General features: G+C 67.9%; 15 protein-coding genes. 9 read left to right on the forward strand and 6 right to left on the reverse strand.

Going from position 1 to position 17,303, the window contains the following annotated elements; all coding sequences use genetic code 11:
* Positions 1 to 3: 3 nt before the first annotated feature.
* Positions 4 to 720: a response regulator gene (locus V5F74_RS23380; protein WP_394010143.1), complete on the reverse strand. Its 717-nt coding sequence runs from the start codon at positions 718 to 720 to the stop codon at positions 4 to 6.
* Between the two features lie 203 nt (positions 721 to 923).
* Between V5F74_RS23380 and V5F74_RS23385 the strand changes: the two genes are divergently transcribed.
* The 3 genes from V5F74_RS23385 to V5F74_RS23395 all read left to right on the forward strand — a co-directional run bounded on the left by V5F74_RS23385 (position 924) and on the right by V5F74_RS23395 (position 2,745).
* Complete coding sequence (locus V5F74_RS23385) at positions 924 to 1,250, forward strand: hypothetical protein (RefSeq protein WP_394010144.1); 327 nt, start codon at positions 924 to 926, stop codon at positions 1,248 to 1,250.
* Between the two features lie 127 nt (positions 1,251 to 1,377).
* Positions 1,378 to 2,217 carry a sterol desaturase family protein gene (locus tag V5F74_RS23390; protein WP_394010145.1) on the forward strand — a complete coding sequence of 280 codons (840 nt, stop codon included), beginning with the start codon at positions 1,378 to 1,380 and terminating at the stop codon, positions 2,215 to 2,217.
* Between the two features lie 33 nt (positions 2,218 to 2,250).
* Complete coding sequence (locus tag V5F74_RS23395; RefSeq protein WP_156026257.1) at positions 2,251 to 2,745, forward strand: hypothetical protein; 495 nt, start codon at positions 2,251 to 2,253, stop codon at positions 2,743 to 2,745.
* Positions 2,746 to 2,814: 69 nt separating this feature from the next.
* Here V5F74_RS23395 and V5F74_RS23400 read toward each other — a convergent pair whose 3' ends face one another.
* Positions 2,815 to 6,531, reverse strand: a complete 3,717-nt coding sequence (locus V5F74_RS23400) for a hydantoinase B/oxoprolinase family protein (protein WP_394010146.1) — start codon at positions 6,529 to 6,531, stop codon at positions 2,815 to 2,817.
* A 333-nt stretch (positions 6,532 to 6,864) separates the two neighbouring features.
* On the opposite strand from V5F74_RS23400, the gene V5F74_RS23405 reads away from it, so the two are divergent.
* The 5 genes from V5F74_RS23405 to V5F74_RS23425 all read left to right on the forward strand — a co-directional run bounded on the left by V5F74_RS23405 (position 6,865) and on the right by V5F74_RS23425 (position 11,733).
* Positions 6,865 to 7,413 (forward strand): TRAP transporter small permease, encoded by a 549-nt coding sequence (locus V5F74_RS23405; protein ID WP_024280966.1) that lies wholly within the window; start codon positions 6,865 to 6,867, stop codon positions 7,411 to 7,413.
* A gap of 3 nt (positions 7,414 to 7,416) precedes the next feature.
* Positions 7,417 to 8,733: a TRAP transporter large permease gene (locus V5F74_RS23410; protein WP_029555856.1), complete on the forward strand. Its 1,317-nt coding sequence runs from the start codon at positions 7,417 to 7,419 to the stop codon at positions 8,731 to 8,733.
* Between the two features lie 147 nt (positions 8,734 to 8,880).
* Positions 8,881 to 9,867, forward strand: a complete 987-nt coding sequence (locus tag V5F74_RS23415; protein WP_250167359.1) for a TRAP transporter substrate-binding protein — start codon at positions 8,881 to 8,883, stop codon at positions 9,865 to 9,867.
* Between the two features lie 163 nt (positions 9,868 to 10,030).
* Positions 10,031 to 10,522, forward strand: coding sequence for a winged helix DNA-binding protein (locus tag V5F74_RS23420; protein ID WP_156026438.1), 492 nt, complete (start codon positions 10,031 to 10,033; stop codon positions 10,520 to 10,522).
* 101 nt (positions 10,523 to 10,623) lie between these two features.
* A complete protein-coding gene (locus V5F74_RS23425; RefSeq protein WP_394010147.1) occupies positions 10,624 to 11,733 on the forward strand; it encodes a hypothetical protein in 1,110 nt (369 codons plus the stop codon).
* 22 nt (positions 11,734 to 11,755) lie between these two features.
* On the opposite strand, the gene V5F74_RS23430 is transcribed toward V5F74_RS23425, so the two are convergent.
* From V5F74_RS23430 to V5F74_RS23445, 4 genes are all read right to left on the reverse strand, one after another.
* On the reverse strand, positions 11,756 to 13,378 hold the full coding sequence (locus V5F74_RS23430) for an ABC-F family ATP-binding cassette domain-containing protein (RefSeq protein ID WP_394010148.1): 1,623 nt from the start codon (positions 13,376 to 13,378) through the stop codon (positions 11,756 to 11,758).
* Between the two features lie 86 nt (positions 13,379 to 13,464).
* Complete coding sequence (locus V5F74_RS23435) at positions 13,465 to 14,604, reverse strand: NAD(P)/FAD-dependent oxidoreductase (protein ID WP_394010149.1); 1,140 nt, start codon at positions 14,602 to 14,604, stop codon at positions 13,465 to 13,467.
* Between the two features lie 5 nt (positions 14,605 to 14,609).
* On the reverse strand, positions 14,610 to 15,233 hold the full coding sequence (locus V5F74_RS23440) for a YeeE/YedE thiosulfate transporter family protein (protein WP_029555850.1): 624 nt from the start codon (positions 15,231 to 15,233) through the stop codon (positions 14,610 to 14,612).
* Between the two features lie 30 nt (positions 15,234 to 15,263).
* Entirely contained in the window at positions 15,264 to 15,830 is a 567-nt protein-coding gene (locus V5F74_RS23445; RefSeq protein ID WP_394010150.1) for a YeeE/YedE thiosulfate transporter family protein, read from the reverse strand.
* Between the two features lie 167 nt (positions 15,831 to 15,997).
* Here V5F74_RS23445 and V5F74_RS23450 point away from each other — a divergent pair, with 167 nt between their 5' ends.
* Positions 15,998 to 17,296 (forward strand): NAD(P)/FAD-dependent oxidoreductase, encoded by a 1,299-nt coding sequence (locus tag V5F74_RS23450; protein ID WP_394010151.1) that lies wholly within the window; start codon positions 15,998 to 16,000, stop codon positions 17,294 to 17,296.
* Positions 17,297 to 17,303: the final 7 nt, after the last annotated feature.

Consider the following 17,303-nt stretch of genomic DNA (forward strand, 5'->3'; position numbering starts at 1 on the left):
GGATCAGAGCTGGCGGACATCGACGGTGAGCAGATAGCCGCCATTGCGGACGGTCTTGATGAGCAGGGCGGCTTCTTCGGAGACGGCGGAGAGCTTGCGCCGCAGGCGACTGACCGAGACATCGATGGTGCGGTCGAACGGGTCGGCCGAGCGCCCGCGGGTCCAGTCCAGAAGCTGGTCGCGGGAGAGCACACGCTTCGGCCGCTCCAGGAAGCAGGCGAGCAGCTCGAACTCCGCCGAGGTGAGGTCGAGGAGGGGGCCGTCGGCCTCGGCGACGCTGCGGGCGTCGAGATCGGCCACGAAGCCGGCGAAGGCGACGCGGCGGTTGCGCGGGGCGGGCTCCACCAGCGTCCCGTCCGCCCGGCGCAGCACGGCCCGGATGCGGGCGAGCAGCTCGCGCGGGTTGAACGGCTTCGGCAGATAGTCGTCGGCGCCCATCTCCAGCCCGACGATGCGGTCCACATCGTCGCCCTTGGCGGTGAGCATGAGGATGGGCATTCCTCCCCGCGCCCGGAGGCGGCGGCAGATGGACAGCCCGTCCTCGCCCGGCAGCATGAGGTCGAGGATCACCAGGTCCGGCCGCGCGGTCGACAGGATGCGGTCCATGGCGACGCCATCCTCCGCCGCCAGCACGCCATAGCCCTCTCGGCCGAGGAAGTCCGCGAGCAGGGCGCGGATCTCGCGGTCGTCCTCGACGATGAGCAGCGTGCGCGGGGCCAAAAGCGGGTCTCCAAGGAGTGGGGGCTCGGCTGGGACGGGGCGAGTTTCGCCGGAGGGGCGCCCGCCATCAATGCGCGGCCGTGTGGAGGATACAAAACGTTACAGCACCTCACCGGCAGGCAAACGCGATGCAACGGCCATCCGTGAAGCTCTCCCCATCGCAACCGGCCATGCCCCCGGGATGGCGCCTGAGTGAGACCGAGATGCCCAGCCTGATCCCCTTCTCCCGTTCCTCCGCCATCCTCACCGTCGCCGGCTTCACGATGCTCTCGGGCATCGGCGAGGCGGCCGCCTGGACGCGGACCGGCAGCACCACCACGCCGCGCGGCACCTACAACAGCTCGGGGGCCGGCGGCTGCGCGGGCGGCACCTGCAGCCGCGCTTCCACCGTCACCGGCCCCGCCGGCGGCACGGCTTCCCATACCGGCAGCGTCACCCGGACCTCGCCCGGCACCTATTCCTACCAGGGCTCCAGCACCGGCCCGGCCGGCAACAGCGTGAGCCATTCCGGCACGGTGAGCCGCTACTGACCGGATTTCCAGCTCCGGGCCGTCAAGGCTCGGAAAGCCGGGTCGCGGCCTCCGCCCCAGGTCGCGGCCCGGCTGATCTTTTCGTCTCCGGTGGCGGGGCTGGGGGGCTCCACACGGGACCATCGTCATGTTCGGCCTTCTCGCCAGCGGCACCGCCGTGCCCCATCCGCTCGCCTTCGCGCTCATCGCGCTTGCACTGATGCTCGTGGAATTCCTGTTTCACAGGCTCAACCATCACGACAGCTACGATCCCAGGGAGACGGCCGCCTCCCTCGCCATCGCCGTCGGCAACAAGGTGATCGCTGCGCTCACCGCCGGGATCGTCGCGGTGCCGGTGTTCTTCGTCTCCGGCCACAGGTTGTTCGACATCCCCATGGGCGGGGCCGTGGCCTGGATCGCGCTCTTCCTCGGGGTGGAGCTGAGCTACTATGTCCACCACTTCGCCATGCACAAGGTGCGCTGGCTGTGGGCGACCCATTCCGTCCATCACTCCGCCACCCGCCTGAACCTCTCGGCGGCGGTGCGCCTCGGCTGGGGCGGGCAACTCACCGGTGGGTTCGTGTTCTACTTGCCGCTGGTGCTGATCGGCTTCCCGCCGCTGGCGGTGTTCGGCATGCTGGGGGCGAGCCTCGTCTACCAGTTCTTCCTCCACCTCGCCGCCCCGCCCCATCTCGGCCCGCTGGAATGGGTGCTGAACACGCCCCGCCATCATCAGGTGCATCACGCTGCGAACGCCGCCGTCCTCGACCGCAATTTCGGTGGTGTACTGATCATCTTCGACCGGATGTTCGGCACCTTCACCGAGGCGCCGAAGGGGGAACTGCTGGTGTTCGGCGTGGCCGGTGCTGAATCGAGCCTGAACCCCATCCGAATCGTCGCGAATACCTGGGTGGACATGTACCGGCAGTGGGGTGTCAGCCGGGGTGTCAGGGCCCGCCTGCACGTCCTTTTCGGGCCTCCGGGATGAGAGGGTACCGAGGTAGGTGGAGATTTGCGTGGAATGCATTTCTGGAATGCGGAAAATACGCGTGCTGCATCGCAGCAAGTCCGCTATGGTGCACCACAGCTAAAGCGCACCGAGATCTTGGCCGCGGGCCGCACGGAGCGCAGCGAGGCTGACATGAAGAACATCCTCCTCGCCGGCGTTGCCGGCCTCCTTTCCGCGACCTCTGTGATCGCGGCCGCCCCTGCCTTTGCCGGCGAGACCCTCCCCGCCGAGCGTCAGGCCATCGTGACCAATCTGGGTGGCAAGGCTTCCGCCGTCACCTATTACGTGCGTGCCGCCAAGGGTTATCAAGTGGTTACGACCCTTGACGCTGCCGGCGAGCCCGGTGCCACGCCGGCTGTGGTCCGCGTTTCCACCGTGCTCCAGCAGCCCGGCGACGAGCAGATCGTCTCCCTCCCCGGCCCGGTCGGCCGCGATGGCACCTCGCTGCGCATCGTGCGCGTCGGCGACGCCATCCAGGTGGAAAAGGTCGGCGCGCTCGCCTACTGACATTTTGCCGCACCGCAGCGAAAAGGCGCCCGTCGGGCGCCTTTTTTGTTGGTCTCGGGGAGGGGCTGATTACCTCTCCCTCAGCTTCACATCGCCATATCCGCCCCCCGTCGGAGTGACGATGATGACCGCCTCGCCTTCCTCCAGCACCTTCTGGTCGCAGCCCTGAAGGACCTCGGTGGAGCCGTCCAGTCGGCGCACAAACCCTTCTCCCAACTGGCCTTTTTCGCCCCCATCGACACCGAACGGGTGGATGCGGCGATGGGAGGAGAGCAGGGCGCAGTCCATCTTCTCAAGGAAGCGGATGCGCCGGTAAGTCCCTGATCCCGCATGCCAACGCCCCCGCCCGCCGGAGCCGGGGCGGATGTGAAAGTCTTCCAGCAGAACGGGAAAACGCGTCTCCAGCACCTCCGGATCGGTGAGGCGGGAATTGGTCATGTGCACATGCACGCCATCCGTCCCGTCAAAGCCGGGGCCGGCGGGGGAGCCGGAGCAGATGGTCTCGTAATACTGGTAGATATCGTTGCCGAAAGTGAGGTTGTTCATGGTGCCCTGGGAGGCGGACATGGCCTTCAGCGCGCCGAACAGGCAGTTGGTAACTGCCTGCGATGTCTCGACATTTCCCGCCACCACGGCGGCCGGATAGACCGGCGACAGCATGCAGCCCTCGGGCACCACGATGCGGATGGGCCGCAGGCACCCCGCATTCATGGGGATCTCGTCCTCCACCATGACGCGGAACACATAGAGCACGGCCGCGCGGGTGACGGGGGCGGGGGCGTTGAAATTGGTGGGCTGCTGGGGCGAGGTGCCGGTGAAATCCACCGTCGCTTCGCGCTTCTCCTTGTCCACCGAGATCTTGACTTTGATGACGGTGCCCTGGTCCATCTCGTAGTGGAAGGAGCAGTCATCAAGACGATCGAGAACGCGGCGGACGCTTTCAGCCGCATTGTCCTGCACATGCCCCATATAGGCCTGCACGACATCCAGCCCGAACGTGTCGATCATCTTCAGGAGTTCGCGCACGCCCTTCTCGTTGGCGGCGATTTGCGCCTTGAGATCTGCGATATTCTGTGCCGGATTGCGGGCCGGATAGCGCGCGGAGGTGAGCAGATGGCGCAGTTCGGCCTCGCGGAAGGTGCCTTCCGCGACCAGCTTGAAGTTGTCGATATAGACGCCTTCCTCCTCGATATGGGTGGCCAGCGGGCTCATGGAGCCGGGGGCGACGCCGCCCACGTCCGCATGGTGTCCGCGGGAGGCGACCCAGAACAGGATGGCCTTTCCGGCGTCGTCGAAAACCGGCGTTACCACTGTAATATCAGGCAGATGCGTCCCACCGTTGTAGGGGGCGTTGAGGGCGAAGACGTCGCCGGGGCGGATGTTTCCGGCGTTCTCGCGGATGACCGTTTCCACCGAGCGGTCCATGGAGCCGAGGTGGACGGGCATGTGCGGGGCGTTGGCGACGAGATCGCCTTGCGCCGAGAAGACGGCGCAGGAAAAATCCAGTCTTTCCTTGATGTTGACCGAATAGGCGGTGTTCTGGAGGGTCACGCCCATCTGCTCGGCGATGGACATGAAGAGATTGTTGAAGACCTCCAGCATCACCGGGTCGGCATGGGTGCCAACGGCTTCTGAACGCAGGAGTTTTTCCGTCCGGGTGAGGATCAGGTGGTTCTTGGCCGAGACCTCCGCCCGCCAGCCCTTCTCCACCACCACCGTCTGGTTCGGCTCGATGACGATGGCCGGGCCCTGCAAGCCCATGCCGGGCCTGAAGTTTTCCCGCTTCACCACGGGCGCGTCATGCCATGCGCCACGGGCGAAGAAGCGGGTCTGGGAGGTATCGGAAGGGGTACCGGCATCCAGTGGCAGGTCAGGCTCGGCGATGCCGGCGCCGCCGCCCGCCGAAATCACCTCAAGCGCTTCCACCACAATGGTTTTTTCCGGCGAGACGAAGCCGAACTGGGCCCGGTGCTTGGTCTCGAACTCGGCGGTCATCGACGCGATGTCGGCGAGCTGAACGGGGAGTGCAGTATCGGTTCCACCATATCTCAGGTGGGCTTTTGCATCAGTCAGGATCGAGTCAGTCCGGATGCCCTGTGTGGCGAGTTCCGCCTGGGTGGCGGCGGCCAGTTCGGCCTTCAGCTCAACCAGGCCGGGAATGACGGTTGCGGCCATCTCCTCGCCCACCGCGCGGGTGCGCTGGGCACGGACGGAGGCGAGGCCCATGCCATAGGCGGAGAGGAGGCCGGAGAAGGGGTGCAGCAGCACCTTGGTCATGCCCAGCGCATCGGCGACGAGGCAGGCGTGCTGGCCGCCGGCGCCGCCGAAGCAGTTCAGGGCGTAGCGGGTCACGTCGTAGCCGCGCTCCACCGAAATCTTCTTGATGGCGTTGGCCATGTTCTCCACCGCGATGGTGACGAAGCCGTCCGCCACCTCCTCGGGAGTGCGCCCGCCGCCGATCTCCTCGGCCAGATCAGAGAACTTCCGGCGCACCACCTCGGCGTCCAGCGGTTGGTCCTGGGCGGGGCCGAAAATCCTCGGGAAATAGTCCGGGATCAGCTTGCCCAGCATCACGTTGGCGTCGGTGACGGCCAGCGGCCCGCCGCGGCGATAGCAGGCGGGGCCGGGATTGGCGCCGGCGGAATCCGGGCCGACGCGGAAGCGCGCGCCGTCAAAATGCAGGATGGAGCCGCCGCCCGCCGCCACCGTGTGGATGCGCATCATGGGGGCGCGGATGCGTACGCCCGCGACCTCCGTGTCGAAGGCGGTCTCCAGCTCCCCGTCATAATGGCAGACATCGGTGGAGGTGCCGCCCATGTCGAAGCCGATGATGCGGTCGAAGCCCGCGAGCGCCCCGGTCTCCGCCGCGCCCACCACGCCGCCGGCAGGTCCCGATAGCAGGGCGTCCTTGCCTTGGAACAGATCGGCGGCGGTGAGGCCGCCCGAGGACATCATGAACATCAGGCGGATGGCTTCGCCCTCGGCTTCCTTGCCAGCCCCCTCGGCGCCGCCGGACAGCTCCTCCGCCACCTGCCGCACATAGCGGCGCAGGATGGGGGAGAGATAGGCGTCGGCCACCGTGGTGTCGCCGCGCCCCACCAGCTTGATGAGGGGCGAAACCTCGTGGGACACCGACACCTGCGGGAAGCCGATCTCCCGCGCCAGCGCCGCCACCTGCTGCTCGTGCTCGGGGAAGCGGTAGCCGTGCATGAAGACGATGGCGACGGCGGCGATGCCGTCCGACTTCGCCTGCTCCAGCGCCGCGCGCACGGTGGCAAGGTCGGGGGCGGCCTCCACGGTGCCGTCGGCGCGGACCCGCTCGTCCACCTCCAGCACGCGCTCGAACAGCATGTCCGGCAGCACGATCTTCTTGGCGAAGATCTTCGGCCGCGCCTGATAGCCGATCCTCAGCGCATCCCTGAAGCCACGGGTGGTGACGAGCAGGGTGCGGTCGCCCTTGCGCTCCAGAAGGGCATTGGTGGCGACCGTGGTGCCCATCTTCACGGCAGAAACCAGCCCCGGCGGGATCGCCGCGCCGGCAGGGAGGCCGAGCAGTTCGCGGATGCCGTGCACCGCGGCGTCGCGGTAAGCCTCCGGATTTTCCGACAGCACCTTGTGGGCGACGAGGCTGCCATCCGGCTTGCGGCCGACGATATCGGTGAAGGTGCCGCCCCGGTCGATCCAGAATTCCCAAGGTGCAGGGGAGGGTGCGGAGGCGGACGGAGAGGGGGGCGCCGCAGCTTCGGCTTCGGCGGCTGCGCTCGTCTTCACATCGTCGCTCGACATCGGCCCCGTTTCCCGTCTGGATGGTGGCTGGCGGGGTTGGCAGGCTTCCTGCTCCCCTGTTTCGGACGCAGCGAGGGCGCGCCCGCGAGGCACGATGCCCCGCTCACGAATAAGGAAGTCATGAGGGCGATAAAACGTCAACAATTTGTTGACGAAATATCGAAGGCGGGAGAACATCCCTTCAAGAGCGCCTGAATGCCGGTTCTTCTTGGCGGGCAGAACAATGGCGCCGGTCTCCAGAGGGGTTCCGATGACCAGCGAAGAATTCCGTCACCGAACGGGGGCCGCGCGGATCTGCGCCCAGGCCCCGGCGTACACCCCGGGGGCGCCCCGATGATCCGCAAGCTGCTCGATGGCCTTTATTTCGCGTCCGGCGTGGTGGCCGCCGGGTTTCTCATCATCATCTTCCTGTTGATGATGGGCCTGTCGGTGGGCCGGCAGTTCGGCATCAATATTCCGTCCGGCGACGACTTCGCCGCATGGTCCATGGCCGCCATGGCCTTTCTCGGCCTCGCCCACACCTTCCGCTATGGCGAGATGATCCGTGTCGGCCTGCTGCTGGAGCAGCTCACCGGGCGTCGGCGGCAGGCGCTGGAATTGTTCGCGCTCGTCGTCGCCATCGCCTTCCTCGCCTATTTCACCTGGAACGCCGGGCGCCTCACCTATGATTCCTGGCGCTTTGACGACATGTCCCAGGGCGTCGTCGCGGTGCCGCTGTGGATCCCCCAGACAGGGTACGCCGCCGGCCTCGCCATTCTGCTGATCGCCATGGTGGACGAGTTCGTCAACGTCGCCCGCGGCAATCGCCCCCGCTACGAGAAGGAACCCGTCTCCTCGCCCGAGGAACTGGTGGAGCGCATCGCATCGGGAGGCGGCGTCTGAGCCATGCCGCACCTCGATCTCATCCAGCTTTCGCTGGTCCTCCTCGTCTTCCTCATCGCCATTCTCGCCTCCGGCGTGTGGATCGCCCTCGGGCTGGGACTCGTCGGCCTGCTGGCCATGGTGCTCACCACGCCGGTGCCCATCGGCCAGGTGCTCGCCACCACAGTGTGGAGCGCCAGCGCCTCGTGGACCCTCGCCGCCTTGCCCCTCTTCATCTGGATGGGCGAGATCCTGTTCCGCACCCGATTGTCGGAAGAGATGTTCCGGGGTCTTGCCCCGTGGCTGCAATGGCTGCCGGGACGGCTGCTGCATGTGAACGTGATCGGCTGCGGCATCTTCGCGGCGGTGTCCGGCTCCTCGGCCGCCACCTGCGCCACCATCGGCAAGATCGCCTTGCCGGAGCTGGACAAGCGCGGATACGACAAGGGCATGAGCCTGGGCTCGCTGGCCGGCTCCGGCACGCTCGGCCTGCTCATCCCGCCGTCCATTCCCATGGTGGTCTATGCGGTGACGGCCAACGTCTCCGTGCTGCAGGTGTTCCTGGCGGGCTTCCTGCCGGGCCTGCTCGTGATGGGGCTCTACTCGGGTTACATCATGCTGTGGTCGCTGCTCAATCCCAGCCGCACGCCGCCGCGCGACCCGCACATGCCGTTCGTCGAGAAGCTCCGGCAGTCGGCGCGGCTCGTGCCCTGCCTGCTGCTCATCGCGGCGGTGTTCCTGTCGCTGGTGCTGGGCATCGCCACCGCCACCGAATGCGCCGCATGGGGTGTCACCGGGGCGCTGGCGCTGGCGTGGTGGAGCGGTACGCTCACCTGGAAGACGCTGGTCGAAAGCGTCATGAGCGCCACGCGGCTCAGCTGCATGATCATGCTCATCATCGCCGGGGCCGCCTTCACCACCGCGGCCATGGCCTATACGGGCATTCCCGTGGCCCTGGCGGAGTGGGTGCAGGGGCTCAACCTCACCCCCGGCAAGCTCGCCCTCGCGCTGACCGTGATGTACATCATCCTCGGCTGCCTCGTGGACGGCATCTCCATGATCGTGCTCACCGCGGTCATCGTGCTGCCCATGGTGAAGCAGGCGGGCTTCGACCTCGTGTGGTTCGGCGTCTACCTCGTCATCCATGTGGAGATGGCGCAGATCACCCCGCCGGTGGGCTTCAACCTGTTCGTGCTGCAGAACATGAGCGGGCGCGATACCTTCTCGGTGGCGAAAGCGGCATTTCCCTTCTTCATTCTCCTCAACATCGCGGTCATCATCATCACGACGTTTCCGGAGATCGCCCTGGTGCTGCCGCGCTGGGTGTTTCCGGGCGGCTGATGCCGCAGTTCGGGCGTTTCCGCGCGGGCCTTCGGCACAGTCCGCGCGGCACATGAGCGTAACGCATCGGCGAAGGTCGCAGACCCGCGCCGCTGCGATGAGGGCAACACGTTCGAGACCTTCCCAGGAACCAGAGAGAGACCAGACATGGCGCCTTTCCGCACCCTTGCTCCCGCGCTCCTCGCCGCCGGCCTCGCCGCTCTGGCGAGCACGGCGCCCGCCGCCGCGCAGACCAAGTGGAACCTCGCCTCGGCCTATCCGGCCGACAATTTCCACACTGAAAACCTCGCCCAGTTCGCCAAGGACGTGGAGGCGGCCAGCGGCGGCAAGCTCGCCGTGACGCTCCAGCCCAACGCCGTCCTGTTCAAGGCGCCCGAGATCAAGCGCGCCGTCGCCACCGGGCAGGTGCAGGCGGGCGAGGTGCTCCTCTCCATCCACGAGAATGAGGACCCGATCTTCGGCATCGACGTGGTGCCCTTCCTCGCCACCTCCTACGGCGCGTCGAAGAAGCTGTGGGACGCCTCCCGCCCTGCGGTGGAGAAGAAGCTCGCGGCGCAGGGCATCAAGGTGCTCTACGCGGTTCCGTGGCCGCCCCAGGGCCTGTTCTCCAAGAACGCGGTCGCCAAGGTGGACGACCTGAAGGGCGCCAAGTGGCGGGCCTACAATGCCGGCACCTCGCGTATCGGCGAGGCGGTGGGCGCCCAGTCCGTCACCGTGCAGCAGGCGGAACTGGCGCAGGCGCTCGCCACCGGCGTCGTCAACGCCCTCATCACCTCGTCCGCCACCGGCAACGACGTGAAGATCTGGGAGAGCATCCCCTATTTCTACGACATCCAGGCTTGGCTGCCGAAGAACGTCGTCTTCGTGAACCAGGCGGCGTTCGACGCCCTCGACAAGCCCACCCAGGAGGCGGTGCTGAAGGCCGCCGCCGCTGCCGAGGCCCGCGGCTGGAAGCTCTCCGAGGAGAAGACCAAGGCCTATATGGACATCCTCGCCGCCAAGGGCATGAAGGTCGCCCCGCCCGCGCCCGAGCTGAAGGCCGGCTTCGAGAAGATCGGCGGAACCCTCACCGAGGCGTGGCTCGCCAAGGCGGGCCCGGCGGGCCAGGAGATCATCGCCACCTACAAGAAGTGAAGGCGCGGACCGGGGACGGGCTCTCCCGCCCCCGGTCTCCAGCCAGGACCGTCTCGTCAGGATCGATCCCGTGACCAAGGACACCCCCAAGAAGGCTGGCGAGAGCAAGGCCGGCGAGAGCAAGGCCGCCGAGGGCGCCGCCCGTCGCAAGGCCGGCCCTTCCATCGTCTCCTCCGCCCATCTCGCGGACGGGGCGCTGCCGGCGCTGTCGGAGTTCGAGTTCGGGCTCAACATGCTCACCCACGCCTACGGCCGCTGGATGGTGCGCTGCATGGCGGCGGCGGGCGTGCCGGACCTCTCGGCCCTCGACGTTCTGATCCTGCACCACGTGGTCCATCGCGACCGGCCCAAGACCATCGCCGACCTCTGTCTCGTGCTCGACGTGGAAGACACCCACCTCGTCACCTATGCGGCCAAGAAGCTGCAGGGCCTCGGCCTCGTGGAAGGCGGCCGTCGCGGCAAGGAAAAGACGCTGGCCGCGAGCGACACCGGCCGCGCCGTCTGCGCGCGCTATCGCGAGGTGCGCGAAGCGCTGCTCGCTGATGCGGTGGCCGCGACCGGCATCGACCCGGCCCGGCTTTCCGAGATCGCCGCGCTGATGCGCACCCTGTCCGGCCATTACGATCAGGCCGCCCGCGCGGCCGCGTCGCTCTGAAGCCGGCTTAGAATCTCCTCCACCAGCCATGGTGCGCCGGGGGCGTTCGGCTATGATGGGCCGTCGCCCCCACCCGGACCGCAAAGGACGGACCGCGCCTCATGTGGCTTGACGATCTGCGTCCCTTCCGTCCCGCAGCGGCCGACCCGCTCCCCTGCGCGACCGAGGAGGCCTATCGCGCATTCGGGCTGGCGAGCGGCACGGTGGGCGATACGGTGCCGGCCAGCCTCCCGTTCGGCCGGCTGCGGCTGTTCTCGCGGCAGAATGCCCGCGATGGCGTGGCACCCGCCCGGAACGTTCTGGTGGTGGCGCCCATCGCCGGCGGCTTCCCGTTCCTGATGCGCGACCTCGTTGCCGCGCTGTTGCCAGCGGCCGGACGGGTGGGCATCACCGAATGGCCCAATGCGCGCTATCTGCCGCTCGGCGCCGGCCGCTTCGGCTTCGCCGAGAACTGCCTGGAGACGGCGCAGATGGCCCGCGCGCTGGCGGTGACGGGGCCAGTGCATATCGTCGGCGTCTGCCAGGGCGCGCTGCCCGCCTTCGCCGCCGCCTGCCTGCTGGCGGATGAAGGCCTGCCGGTGGCGAGCCTCGGCCTGATGGGCGGGCCCATGGACCCGGCGCGCAATCCCACCCGCCTGTGGAAGATGCTGCAGGAGCGCTCGCTGGAGGCGCTGGAAGCCCAGGTGATGGAGGAGGTGCCGCAGGGCCTGCCCGGCGCCGGGCGCCGCGTATTCCCGGCGTGGCGGCAGATCGACACCTTCGCCCTCTACCTCTGGCGGCAGTCCATCACCGGCGGGGAACTGCCCATGCGCCTGCTGTTCGACGATGGTGACGACCCGCTGTGCTTTCCGCTCTCCCGGCTGTGCTGGACCATGATGGACGTGCCGGCCGAATTTTTCATGGAGAACGTCTCCACCATCTTCCGCGACAATGCGCTCGCCCATGGCACGCTGGAGATCGCCGGACACAGGGTGCGGGCCGAGGCGCTGCGCGGGGCGCTGCTGACCGTCGAGGGCACGGACGACGACATCTCCGCCCCCGGCCAGACCGAGGCGGCGCACGATCTGTGCCGCGCCGTGCCGGACGCCCTGCGCCGCCATGTCAGCGTCGCGGGCGCCGGCCATTTCGGCCTGTTCTACGGCCGCAGGATGCGCGCCACCGTGGTGCCGGCGCTGATCGAGGTGATGGAGGCGGGCGAACGGGCGCTGTGAGCGCCCCGCTGCCCGCAGCCCCTCAGTTCCGCAGGCCCGGCGCCTCCTGGCCGGTGCGGGCGACATATTCCGTATAGCCGCCATTGTACTGGTGGATGCCGTCCTGCGTCAGCTCCAGCACGCGGTTGGAGAGGGCGGCGAGGAAGTGCCGGTCATGGGAGACGAACAGCATCGTCCCCTCATAATCGGCCAGCGCTGCCACCAGCATTTCCTTGGTGGCCATGTCGAGATGGTTGGTGGGCTCGTCCAGCACCAGGAAATTGGGCGGGTCGAACAGCATCTTGGCCATCACGAGCCGCGCCTTCTCGCCGCCGGAGAGCACGCGGCAGCGCTTTTCCGCGTCGTCGCCGGAGAAGCCGAAGCAGCCGGCGAGGGTGCGCAGGGCGCCCTGTCCGGCCTGGGGGAAGGCGTCCTCCAGCGTCTCGAACACGGTGCGCTCGCCCTCCAGCAGGTCCATGGCGTGCTGGGCGAAATAGCCCATCTTCACGCTGGCGCCGACGGCCACCGTGCCGTCGTCCGGCGCCGTCGAGCCGGCGATGAGCTTGAGCAAAGTGGACTTGCCGGCGCCGTTCACGCCCATGACGCACCAGCGCTCGCGGCGGCGGATGTGGAAGTCCAGCCCCTCGTAGATGACCTTGCTGCCGTAGCTCTTGTGGACGCCCTTGAGGCTCGCCACGTCCTCGCCGGAGCGGGGCGCGGGGGCGAACTCGAAGGCCACCGCCTCGCGGCGGCGGGGCGGCTCCACCCGGTCGATCTTCTCCAGCTTCTTCACCCGGCTCTGCACCTGCGCGGCGTGGGAAGCGCGGGCCTTGAAGCGCTCGATAAAGGCGATCTCCTTGGCCAGCATGGCCTGCTGGCGCTCGTATTGCGCCTGCTGCTGCTTCTCGTTCATCGCCCTTTGGCCGGCGTAGAACTCATAGTCGCCGGAATAGGTGTTGAGGATGCCGGCGTCGATCTCGACGATCTTGTTGACGATGCGGTTCATGAAGGCACGGTCGTGCGACGTCATCATCAGCGCGCCGTCGAAGCCCTTGAGGAAGCTTTCCAGCCAGATCAGGCTCTCGATGTCGAGATGGTTGGAGGGTTCGTCCAGCAGCATCACGTCCGGGCGCATGAGGAGAATGCGGGCAAGCGCCACGCGCATCTTCCAGCCGCCCGAGAGCTTGCCCACGTCGCCGTCCATCATCTCCTGGGAGAAGCCGAGGCCGGCGAGAACCTCCGCCGCGCGGCCCTCCAGTGCGTAGCCGCCCAGCTCCTCGAAGCGGCCCTGCACCTCGCCGTAGCGCTCGACGAGCGCATCCATCTCGTCCATGCGGTCGGGATCGCCGAGGGCCGCCTCGATCTCCTTCAGCTCCGCCGCGACGGTGCTGACCGGGCCGGCGCCGTCCATCACCTCGGCGAGGGCCGAGCGGCCGGACATCTCGCCCACGTCCTGGCTGAAATAGCCGATGGTGATGCCGCGATCAGCCGAGACCTGGCCCTCGTCCGGCGTCTCCTGCCCGGTCATCATGCGGAACAACGTGGTCTTGCCGGCGCCGTTGGGGCCGACGAGGCCCACCTTCTCGCCCTTCAGCAGCGCCGCCGACGCCTCGATGAAGACGAGCTGCCGGCCGTTCTGCTTGCTGATGTTGTCGAGGCGGATCATGGGACAAGGGCACCCGGGGCTCTGGGGATCGTTCGTCCCGGGGGCTTAATGCATCTTTGTGCGGTGCGAAAGGGGCGGCACCCGCCTCAGGCGGCGCGATAGGCGCTGAGATAGTGGGCCTCGAACATCCGTTTCACATGGTGCAGCGGGCCGAGCCGGGGCAAGGCGAAGTTGCGCCGCGTGTCGCGGAACACCAGCATCCCCGCATCCAGCGTGTCGACGATGCAGACGAGTTCCGGCCGGAAGGTCTCCCGCTCCGGCCGGCCGGCGAGGGCGGCGGCGATGTTGCGGGCGGCGGCGCGGGCCTGGAGATCGGCCTGGTGGGCCTGCTTGGGCATCCAGTCCGGGCCGGGGAAGGAGCCGGCGTCGCCCGCCACATAGACATCGTCGAGGCCCTGCACCGCGCAGGTGGCATCGGCCGCGACGAAGCCGCCGGGCGAGAGCGGCAGGCAGCTCTCCGACAGCCATGCCGGTCCGGTGAGGCCGGGCATGAAGAGGATCAGGTCGGCGGGAATCTCGCCGCCCTCCGTCACCACCCTGTCGGGCGTGAAGCGCAGGGGCTTGTGGCCGAGATGGGTCTTGATGCCGCGCCGCTCCATCTCCTTCAGGAGCCCGCCGACGGCCTTCGGGCCAAGGCGCTGGCCGGGCTGGGTGGAGGCGTTGAAGAAGACCAGATCCACCGCCTCCCGCCGGCCCTGCCGGCGCAGCAGGGTGTCGAGGCCGAACAGGAACTCGAACATGGGCCCACCGCGCACCGCCGAGGGTTCCTGCGGATTGGCGCCGAACCCGACGGCAATGGTGCCGCGCGCGAGGGCCGCGAGGTGCAGGCGCAGGGCTTCCGCCACGGCGATGCCTTCGCAGGGGATGAAGGCGTTCTCGATGCCCGGCAGCTTGCGGATATAGCGCCCGCCGGTGGCGATGAGCAGCACGTCGTTCTCGATGACGCCGCCGCTGGTGTGAACCCGTCGCCCGCCGTCCGTCACCTGCTCCACTGTCGCGGCGATGTGGCGGACGCCGTGGCGGGCGAAGAAGCCTGTGAGCGGGATCGTCAGGTCCTCCGCCCGCCGCAGCCCTGCCGGGACCCAGATGAGGCTCGGCAGATAGGTGAGCACGGGGTTGGGCGACACCACCGTGATGTCCGCCCCGACGCGTCGCCGTCGCAGCTCGCGTACGGCGGTCAGCGCCGCAAAGCCGGAGCCCAGAATGACGATGCGTGGCGCGGACATGGGGATCACTCCGCCGGTTCGAGGTGGGAGCGCGTGGTCTTCACCGGCGCGGCGGGGCCGAAGTCACCGTCCACGTCGGCACCGAGATCGGCGCGCCAGGGCCGCCACATCTCCAGCCCCACGAGGATCAGCACCAGCACCGCCGCGAGGCCGACGGCCATCACCGGATAGGAGAGGCCGGTGAGGTCCATGAAGGTGATCTTGCCCGGCCCGGAGGCGGCGAGGACCGGCTTCAGCACCGGCTCGGCATAGCCGAAGGCGGTGGCGCCGGCGATGCCGCCGAGGAGGGTGAAGAGGGCATCGCGATAGCCCACGCCGACCTGCGCGAGCACCGTGCCCGGGCAGGCGCCGGCCAGCGCGATGCCGGCGCCGAGCATCAGGCCGCCCACCACGTCGGCGGCGTAGAAGGTGGCCTTCGGGGCGAGCTTCACGAGGCCAAAGCCGTGCAGTGCCGCGATCACCAGCGCACCGGTGGCGACGGCGGTGAGGAACACCTTGAGCATGATGAAATTGCGGAACTGCATCTGTCCCACGATCATGCCGGGCTCGAACACGCGGGACTTTTCGAGGGCGACGCCGAACACCGTGCCCATGAGCAGGCCGATGACGATGGATTGGACGAGAGACATGGCTTTGGCCTTTCTTGTGGTCCGTTCGCGTCAGATGCGGCGCAGCAGGAGCAGCGCGGTGGCGATGCCGCCGGCGAACATGGCGGCGACGGCGACGGTGGAGGACACGGCAAGCTGCGCCATGCCGGACAGGCCATGGCCGGAGGTGCAGCCATCGGCGATGCGGGCACCGAACAGCATCACGAAGCCGGCGCCGAACGCCACCGCATAGCGCACGCCGGGGCTCGCCGTGCCGAGCGCCCGCGACCAGATGGGCGAGATCGGCTGGCGGCGGGCGCCGGAGATGCGCATGGAGAGAAAGGCGCCGATGGCGACGCCGATCACCAGCGCCACCTGCCACCAGTTCTTGCCGGTGGCGGCGATGTGCTTGGCCACATAGTCGATGTTGGTCACAGCCGGGTCGATCCACGACGCCGCGATCCCGCCGACGGTGACATAGGACGAGGAGGCGCCGAGCGCCGTCTCGATGAGCAGGAAGGCCGGCACCTGCAGAAGGCCGATGAGGATGCCGGCCACGTAAGGCGACCATGCCTTGGCCTTCAGCGAACAGGCGAAGCCTGAACCGGACCCGCCCCGGGCCTGTGCGATCTCGCTCATGGGGTTCCTCCTTGACGGTGCGTCGTGACGACGTCCAAATCCCTTGACATTCAAAAAAATGAAATTCTAATTCTTGAATGTCAAGAGGCGCGACGTGGGGTCAACAGGTCCCGAGCGTGCCCGGCATCCGCCGGCAGGACCGGCGGGCGCACCAATTGGAGGAAACCATGTCGCGGATCGTCATCCTCGGCGCCGGACTCGGCGGCGTCATCATGGCCTACGAGATGAAGGAGAAGGTGGGGGCGAAACACGAGGTGGTGGTAGTCAACAAGGGCTCCACCTACAGCTTCGTGCCGTCCAATCCGTGGGTCGCCGTCGGCTGGCGCAAGCCCGAGGAGATCACGGTGGACCTCACCAGAGTGTTCCAGTCGCGTGGCATCCGCCTCATGCCCATGGGTGCGAAAAGGCTCGATCCGAAGACCAATTCCATCGAACTGAACGACGGTGAGACGCTCGATTACGATTATCTCGTCATCGCCACCGGTCCCGACCTCGCCTTCGACGAGGTGGAGGGGCTCGGCCCCGCCGGCCATACGCAGTCGGTCTGTCTCACCGACCATGCCGCCGAGGCGCGCAAGGCGTTCGATGCGCTGGTGCGTTCACCGGGGCCGATCGTGGTCGGGGCGGCGGCCGGCGCCTCCTGCTTCGGGCCGGCCTACGAATTCGCCTTCATCCTCGACGCCGCCTTGCGCAAGGCCAAGGTCCGCGACCGCGTGCCCATGACCTTCGTGACGCCCGAGCCCTATATCGGCCATCTCGGCCTCGACGGGGTGGGTGACACCAAGGGCCTTCTGGAGGGCGCGCTGCGCGAAAAGCACATCAAGTGGATCACCAACGCCCGCGTCGCCCGCGTGGAGGCCGGCCGCATGAGCGTGGAGGAGGTGAACGAGGATGCGAGTGTGAAGGCGACCCACGATCTGCCCTTCGCCTTCTCCATGATCCTGCCCGCCTTCCGCGGCGTGCCGGCGGTGTCCGGCCATGAGGGGCTTTCCAATCCCCGCGGCTTCGTCATCGTGGACCGGCACCAGCAGAGCCCGGCCTATCCGAACATCTTCGCCATCGGCGTCTGCGTCGCCATCCCGCCCATGGGCAAGACGCCGCTGCCGGTGGGCGTGCCCAAGACCGGCTTCATGATCGAATCCATGGTCACGGCCACCGCCGCCAACATCGCCGCGCTGCTCGCGGGAGAAAAGCCGCGGGCGGTGGCGACGTGGAACGCGGTGTGCCTTGCCGATTTCGGCGACGGCGGAATCGCCTTCATCGCCCAGCCGCAGATCCCGCCACGCAACGTCAACTGGTCGTCGCAGGGCGCCTGGGTGCACACCGCCAAGGTCGGCTTCGAGCGCTACTTCCTGCACAAGGTGCGGCAGGGCGTGAGCGAGACTTTCTACGAGAACGCCGCCCTGAGCCTGCTCGGCATCAAGAAGCTCAAGGAAGTGCGGATGGAGGAGGCGGGGCCGGTGTGACCGGCCC

Source organism: Xanthobacter aminoxidans (genome assembly GCF_043193615.1).
Classification (GTDB): Bacteria; Pseudomonadota; Alphaproteobacteria; order Rhizobiales; family Xanthobacteraceae; genus Xanthobacter; species Xanthobacter aminoxidans.